Source organism: Pseudoduganella sp. RAF53_2, assembly GCF_052113985.1.
Classification (GTDB): Bacteria; Pseudomonadota; Gammaproteobacteria; order Burkholderiales; family Burkholderiaceae_D; genus Rugamonas.
On the sequence record NZ_JBFRDW010000388.1, the window covers coordinates 1 to 5,680 of the forward strand.

Here is a 5,680-nt window from a genome sequence, read left to right on the forward strand (position 1 = left end):
GCATGGCTCCGTCCTTAGAACGTGAAATGCGATGGCGTGGCGGCGCCGTTCAGCGCTTTCACGTCGGTTTCAAACAGTTTCTTCGTGTCGTAGCCGTGCTCGCCCGTGCGGGTGATCAGGTGCGCCGACATGACCGGCGATTCACCGATGATGGCCAGGATACGGCCACCCACCTTCACGTTTTGCAGCAGGGCTTCCGGCAGCACCGGCAGCGAACCGGACACCACGATCGCGTCGAACGGCGCGCCGTTGGCCCAGCCCTGGGCCGCATTGCCCAGTTCCACCGACACATTGCTGATGCCGKTGGCCGCCAGGTTCTTTTCGGCGATCGCCTTCATTTCCGGCGAGATGTCGACGGCGGTCACGTGACGCGCACGGTGCGACAGCAGGGCTGCCAGGTAACCGGTGCCGGCGCCAACCAGCAGCACGTTTTCGTGCTTTTTAGTAGCAACATCCTGCACGATGCGCGCTTCCAGCTTTGGCGTCAGCATGGATTCGCCATCGGCCAGCGGGATCATCGTGTCGACAAATGCCAGGTTCTTGTGCGCTTCCGGCACGAAGTTTTCGCGTTTTACGACCAGCAACAGATCGAGAACGTCCGTATCCAGCACATCCCATGGACGGATCTGCTGTTCGATCATATTGAAACGGGCTTGTTCGATATTCATCTTTAATGACTCGGTGAGGGATAAACAATCCATCATTTTATCGTTGAACTGGTCAGGTGGGCATATTAACGATAATGACAATGGATAGCGGAAAATTGCGACAGTCTGCAGATTTCAGGGATTGAATGCACCAAAATCACCAGCCAATGCCTATTTTTCAGGCGCCAGGCCCCGTTTCACGAGGCCGAGGAAGGCATCCATATAGGCGACCGGGTCGACTTCCTGCTTATCGCAGGGGAAGAACTTGTGGGACCACATCACCAGCATCATGATGGGCGCGATCACCACCTGCATCATGGCGTGCGAATCGACTTGGCGGAATTCGCCGCGCGCGATGCCGCGCTGGATCACTTTTTCCAGCAGCGCGCCGCCGCGTTCGTTGACTTCTTCTTCATAAAACTGGGCCAGCTCGGGGAAATTGCCGGACTCGGCCATCATCAGACGCATCAGGCCGGCGGCGCGGTACTCGTTGGCGTGGTTCCACCACTTTTCCAGCATATGCCGCAGCAGCTCTTCGCTGGAGACATTTTCGGCGCCGGCCAGTTCCAGCTCGGCCTCGCCGATCACTTGCACGATGTTCTCGCGCACGACGGCCTTGAACAGCTCCTGTTTGTTTTCAAAATATAAATACAACGTGCCCTTGGACACGCCTGCGGCGCGGGCGACATCCTCCAGGCGCGTGGCGGCAAAGCCACGGTCAACGAAGAGTTCGAGGGCAGCCGCCAGCAGCTCCTGCGGGCGGGCATCCTTGCGGCGCTCCCAGCGGGGCTTGGTTTCGTTCGGGGATTGCATAAAAACAGTGAATGGGTAACTTACTTATTGGTCATTAATAGTAGATAACAACTTGAATGACGTCAAGATTGGACAATACTGATCAGACGGGAGAGAACAAAAATGGATAATAAACATTCACTGCAAGTCCTGGCGGTTACGTCCGGGCTGGGGGATCAGCGCATCGCTGAATTATGGGAAGGGGCGGACCTGTACGCCCAAATCCATGCCGGCAGCCAGACGTCGCCGTATTACCGCCAATTGCTGGAGGAACGCCTGACCGAACTGGTACAGCGCGAGGTGGCCAGGCGTRATGGGGACAAGTCAACGTCCTGGGTCATGCGCGATGCCCACCTGGGGCTGATCCATGTCAGTTGCGCGGAACTGCTGCGAGCGTTTGGCGGCAGGGCGCGCCGTATTCTGCATTGAGCGCTGGCGCGGAGGCAGGATACGCTTGCACCCGTGCGCGGGTGCCGGTATCGTCATGCCCTTATGAACTCCGCACACCGCTACTCGACGCGGCTGGCTTTTCTTGCCGCCGGCCTTGCCATGTCCGCCTGGGCGCCCCTGGTGCCCTTCGCCAAGCTGCGCCTTGGCTTGAATGAGGCCGATCTCGGCTTGCTGCTGCTTTGTCTGGGGGCGGGGTCGATGATGGCCATGCCGGTGACCGGCATGCTGTCGGCGCGCTTCGGCTGCCGTCCGGTGGTGCTGATTTCCGGCGCTCTGGCCTGCCTGATTCTGCCGGGCCTGGCCCTGGCGCCGACGCCCTTCCTGCTTGGCGCTTGCCTGTTTCTGTTTGGGGCGACGCTGGGCACGCTGGATGTGTCCATGAATGTGCAGGCGGTGATCGTGGAACGCGAGAGCGGCGAGTCGCTGATGTCCGGTTTCCATGGCCTGTTCAGCGTGGGCGGCTTTATCGGCGCGGGCGTGATGGCCCTGCTGCTGTGGCTGGGACTGTCGCCAACCGGATCGAGCATTGTTGTGGCGCTGCTGGTAGCGCTGTCATTATGGCTGGCCGGTCCGCACCTGCTGCGCGAGCCGGAAGCGGGCGGCGGCTCGCATTTCGTGGTGCCGCACGGAGCCGTGATTTTCATCGGTGCGCTGTGTTTCCTGTGCTTCCTGGCCGAAGGCGCGATTCTCGACTGGAGCGCGGTGCTGCTGACTGTGGAGCGCGGCATGGACGCGGGACGCGGCGGCCTGGCTTATGCCGCCTTCGCGGTGGCCATGACCGTGGGCCGCCTGACGGGCGACCGCGTGGTGCGCCGCCTCGGTGGCAAGCGCGTGATGCTGCTGGGTGGACTGTGTTCGGCGTTGGGCTTTTTCGGGGCGGTGCTGGCGCCGTCGCCGGCGGTGGCCCTGCTCGGCTTCGTGCTGATTGGCCTGGGCGCTTCGAATATCGTGCCGGTGCTGTTCACGGCGGCCGGCAATCAGCACTCGATGCCGCCCAGCCTGGCGATCGGCGCGATCACGACTTTGGGCTACGCAGGGATTCTGTCCGGCCCGGCGATGATCGGCTTCGTCGCCCACGCCGTCAGCCTCGACTTCGCTTTCGCCGGCCTCGGCGGCTTCATGCTCCTGATCGCCGCCAGCGCCCGCTGGACTGCCTCGCCCCACCGCTCATAGGCGCGCCAGGACTTCGCGCAGCAGCATCAACGTGGCGCCGCTTAATACCAATGAGGCGGCGCTCATGGCCAGCGATACCGCAAAGAGCAAATTGACGCGCTTCTCCAGCGCAGCAATCCTGGCCAGCAATTCGACCCTCAATTCGCTGACTTTTTCGCTTATCGCGGCCAGCAGTTCAGCCTTCGTGTCGTTGACTTTTTCGCCGATTGCGGCCAGCAGTTCAGCCTTCGTCTCGTTGACCTTTTCGCCGATTGCGGTCAGCAATTCAGCCTTCGTCTCGTTGACCTTTTCGTCGATTGCGGCCAGCAGTTCAGCCTTCGTCTCGTTGACCTTTTCGCCGATTGCGGTCAGCAATTCAGCCTTCGTCTCGTTGACCTTTTCGCCGATTGCGGCCAGCAGTTCAGCCTTCGTGTCGTTGACCTTTTCGCTGATTGCGGCCAGCAGTTCAGCCTTCGTCTCGTTGACCTTTTCGTCGATTGCGGTCAGCAGTTCAGCCTTCGTCTCGTTGACTTTTTCGCCGAATCTGGCCAGCAGTTCGGCTTTGAGCAAAGCGAGGTCGGCTGGCAGGACGATGGGTTGGTCGAGGCCTTGCTCGATGGCTTCGGCGAGGGCCTCGGCGATGTCGGGTGGGACTCCTGCCTCGCGCAGGACTTTCAGATAGGCGGGCTTGTCGAACTGGAGCGGCATGGTCATCTCAACTCCCCTCTCGATCCTAGCAGCCGGCGCGCGCGCATGGCGCGCAATAGTGCCATGGTAGGCCGCCGCCAGCGGCGACATTTGAGGGGAGTCAAGCGCGCATCAGCGCTGGGTCGCCAGTTGCGCGAGGATCTTCTTCAGTTCTGCTAAAAACTCAGGCATAAACGCCCCCTTGGGTGGCTGGTACATGGACGACCTCCCTTATAAAAAAACTTGTTCATGGTAATGTACAGTTATATTCTGCTACTGTAAGAATGCGTTATCAAACGAGTTATTTTCGAGTTCAGCACAAGAAAAACTAATTTATGAGTAAATCACTGCGCTCCCTGTCCGGCCTGCTCGATTTCGACTGCGTGGCGCGCTGGGGCAGCTTCAAACTGGCCGCGCAGGAGCTGCACAAGACGCCGGCCGCCATCAGTCTGCAGGTCAAGCAACTGGAGGAATCGCTGGGCTTCGACCTGTTCGTGCGCCATCCGCGCCACATCACGCTGACCGAAAAAGGACAGGAACTCGCCGCCACCGTGCACCGCACGCTGACCGAGCTACAGACCAAGGTGGCCGCGCTGCAGGGCGGCGACGAGGAGAAAGTCCTGCGCATTTCGACCACCCATTCGCTGGCGATCAAATGGCTGGTGCCGCGCATTGCGCGCTTCACCAAGCTCTACCCCGAACTCGATATCCGCATCGACTCCAGCGACAACCTGGCCAATATGAGCGACGGCAGCACCGACATCGCCCTGCGCACCTACGACGCCGTGCAGGGCGATCCGGACTTGCTGTTCCACGATCACCTGGTCGCCGTCTACAGCCCGTCGCTGCTGGAGCCCGGCGAAACCGAAATCACGCTGGAGACTTTGCACCGCTACCCGCTGCTGCACGAATTCACCACCGATACCTGGATCGCGCTGCTGCGGCATAACGGTATCCACAAAGGCAGCTATAACTTCTCGCGCGCCTATACGAACTTCGCCGTGATGGTCCAATCAGCGGTGGCCGGACTCGGCGTGGGACTGGTATCGCACGCCATCGCCTACGAAGACCTGTGCAGTGGCAGGCTGAAAATGGTGGAGTGCGAGAGCGCGCCCTACGAGCGCGGCTACCGCATCATCGTCGCGCGCAGCATGCAGGGCATGAGCAAGATCACCCGCTTCTGCGACTGGCTGCGCCAGGAAGTGGCCGAGATGCAGGGTACAATAACGGCCCCATGAAAACCGCAACTTGCCGCTCAGGCTGTGGCGCCTGCTGCACGRCGCCCTCCATCACATCACCCATTCCCGGTATGCCCAAGGGCAAACCGGCCGGTGTGCGCTGCGTGCAGCTTGGCGAGGACAACCGCTGCCTGATCTTCGGCCGCCCCGAGCGTCCCGCCTCCTGCGCCGGACTCCAGCCATCGGAAGAAATGTGCGGTGACAGCCGCGAGCAAGCCATGCACTGGCTGACCCAGCTCGAACTGGCAACTGCACCCTGACTGCGGCAGCGCAAATTCAGCGCCGCGGAAGCGCGCTACGCTGCTGAGAAGTGCTCGCTCGGGGCCGCTCGTGGTAAGCTTCGTGCCCGCGTAGCATCCCGCCGCGTTACCCCTCCGACCACTTAACAAAATCACAATGGACATTATTCTCGCGCTGAAGGCTCTGATCATGGGTCTCGTAGAAGGATTTACCGAGTTCCTGCCGATTTCTTCCACTGGCCACCTGATCCTGGCCGGCAGCCTGCTGAACTTCACGGGCGAAAAAATCAAAGTGTTTGAGATTGTGATCCAGGGCGGCGCGATGATTGCCGTGATTTGGGAATACCACCGCAAGATCCGTGAAGTCCTGACCGGCATGTTCACCAGCGAACGTTCGCGCCGCTTCGCCATCAACATCATCATCGGCTTCATTCCAGCCGCCGTGCTCGGCCTGCTGTTCAACAAAGCCATCAAG

At 60.6% G+C, this 5,680-nt stretch carries 8 protein-coding genes; 5 read left to right on the top strand and 3 right to left on the bottom strand.

Annotated elements, in window-relative coordinates; translation table 11 throughout:
- Positions 1-14 precede the first annotated feature (14 nt).
- Together AB4Z11_RS20835 and AB4Z11_RS20840 are read right to left on the bottom strand one after the other, a co-directional pair.
- Positions 15-668: a protein-L-isoaspartate O-methyltransferase family protein gene (locus AB4Z11_RS20835; protein ID WP_442027393.1), complete on the bottom strand. Its 654-nt coding sequence runs from the start codon at positions 666-668 to the stop codon at positions 15-17.
- A gap of 150 nt (positions 669-818) precedes the next feature.
- Entirely contained in the window at positions 819-1,460 is a 642-nt protein-coding gene (locus AB4Z11_RS20840; protein ID WP_442027395.1) for a TetR/AcrR family transcriptional regulator, read from the bottom strand.
- Between the two features lie 102 nt (positions 1,461-1,562).
- Here AB4Z11_RS20840 and AB4Z11_RS20845 point away from each other — a divergent pair, with 102 nt between their 5' ends.
- A complete protein-coding gene (locus AB4Z11_RS20845; RefSeq protein ID WP_442027397.1) occupies positions 1,563-1,868 on the top strand; it encodes a hypothetical protein in 306 nt (101 codons plus the stop codon).
- Between the two features lie 63 nt (positions 1,869-1,931).
- Entirely contained in the window at positions 1,932-3,062 is a 1,131-nt protein-coding gene (locus AB4Z11_RS20850) for an MFS transporter (RefSeq protein ID WP_442027399.1), read from the top strand.
- Here AB4Z11_RS20850 and AB4Z11_RS20855 read toward each other — a convergent pair.
- A complete protein-coding gene (locus tag AB4Z11_RS20855; RefSeq protein ID WP_442027400.1) occupies positions 3,057-3,755 on the bottom strand; it encodes a hypothetical protein in 699 nt (232 codons plus the stop codon). The genes AB4Z11_RS20850 and AB4Z11_RS20855 overlap by 6 nt on opposite strands.
- A 308-nt stretch (positions 3,756-4,063) precedes the next feature.
- Here AB4Z11_RS20855 and AB4Z11_RS20860 point away from each other — a divergent pair, with 308 nt between their 5' ends.
- The 3 genes from AB4Z11_RS20860 to AB4Z11_RS20870 form a co-directional block, all read left to right on the top strand.
- Entirely contained in the window at positions 4,064-4,966 is a 903-nt protein-coding gene (locus tag AB4Z11_RS20860) for a LysR substrate-binding domain-containing protein (RefSeq protein WP_442027402.1), read from the top strand.
- A complete protein-coding gene (locus AB4Z11_RS20865) occupies positions 4,963-5,226 on the top strand; it encodes a YkgJ family cysteine cluster protein (protein WP_442027403.1) in 264 nt (87 codons plus the stop codon). Before AB4Z11_RS20860 ends, AB4Z11_RS20865 begins: the two co-directional genes overlap by 4 nt.
- Before the next feature lie 136 nt (positions 5,227-5,362).
- The coding region (locus tag AB4Z11_RS20870) for an undecaprenyl-diphosphate phosphatase (RefSeq protein ID WP_442027405.1) at positions 5,363-5,680 on the top strand (318 nt) is incomplete at its 3' end.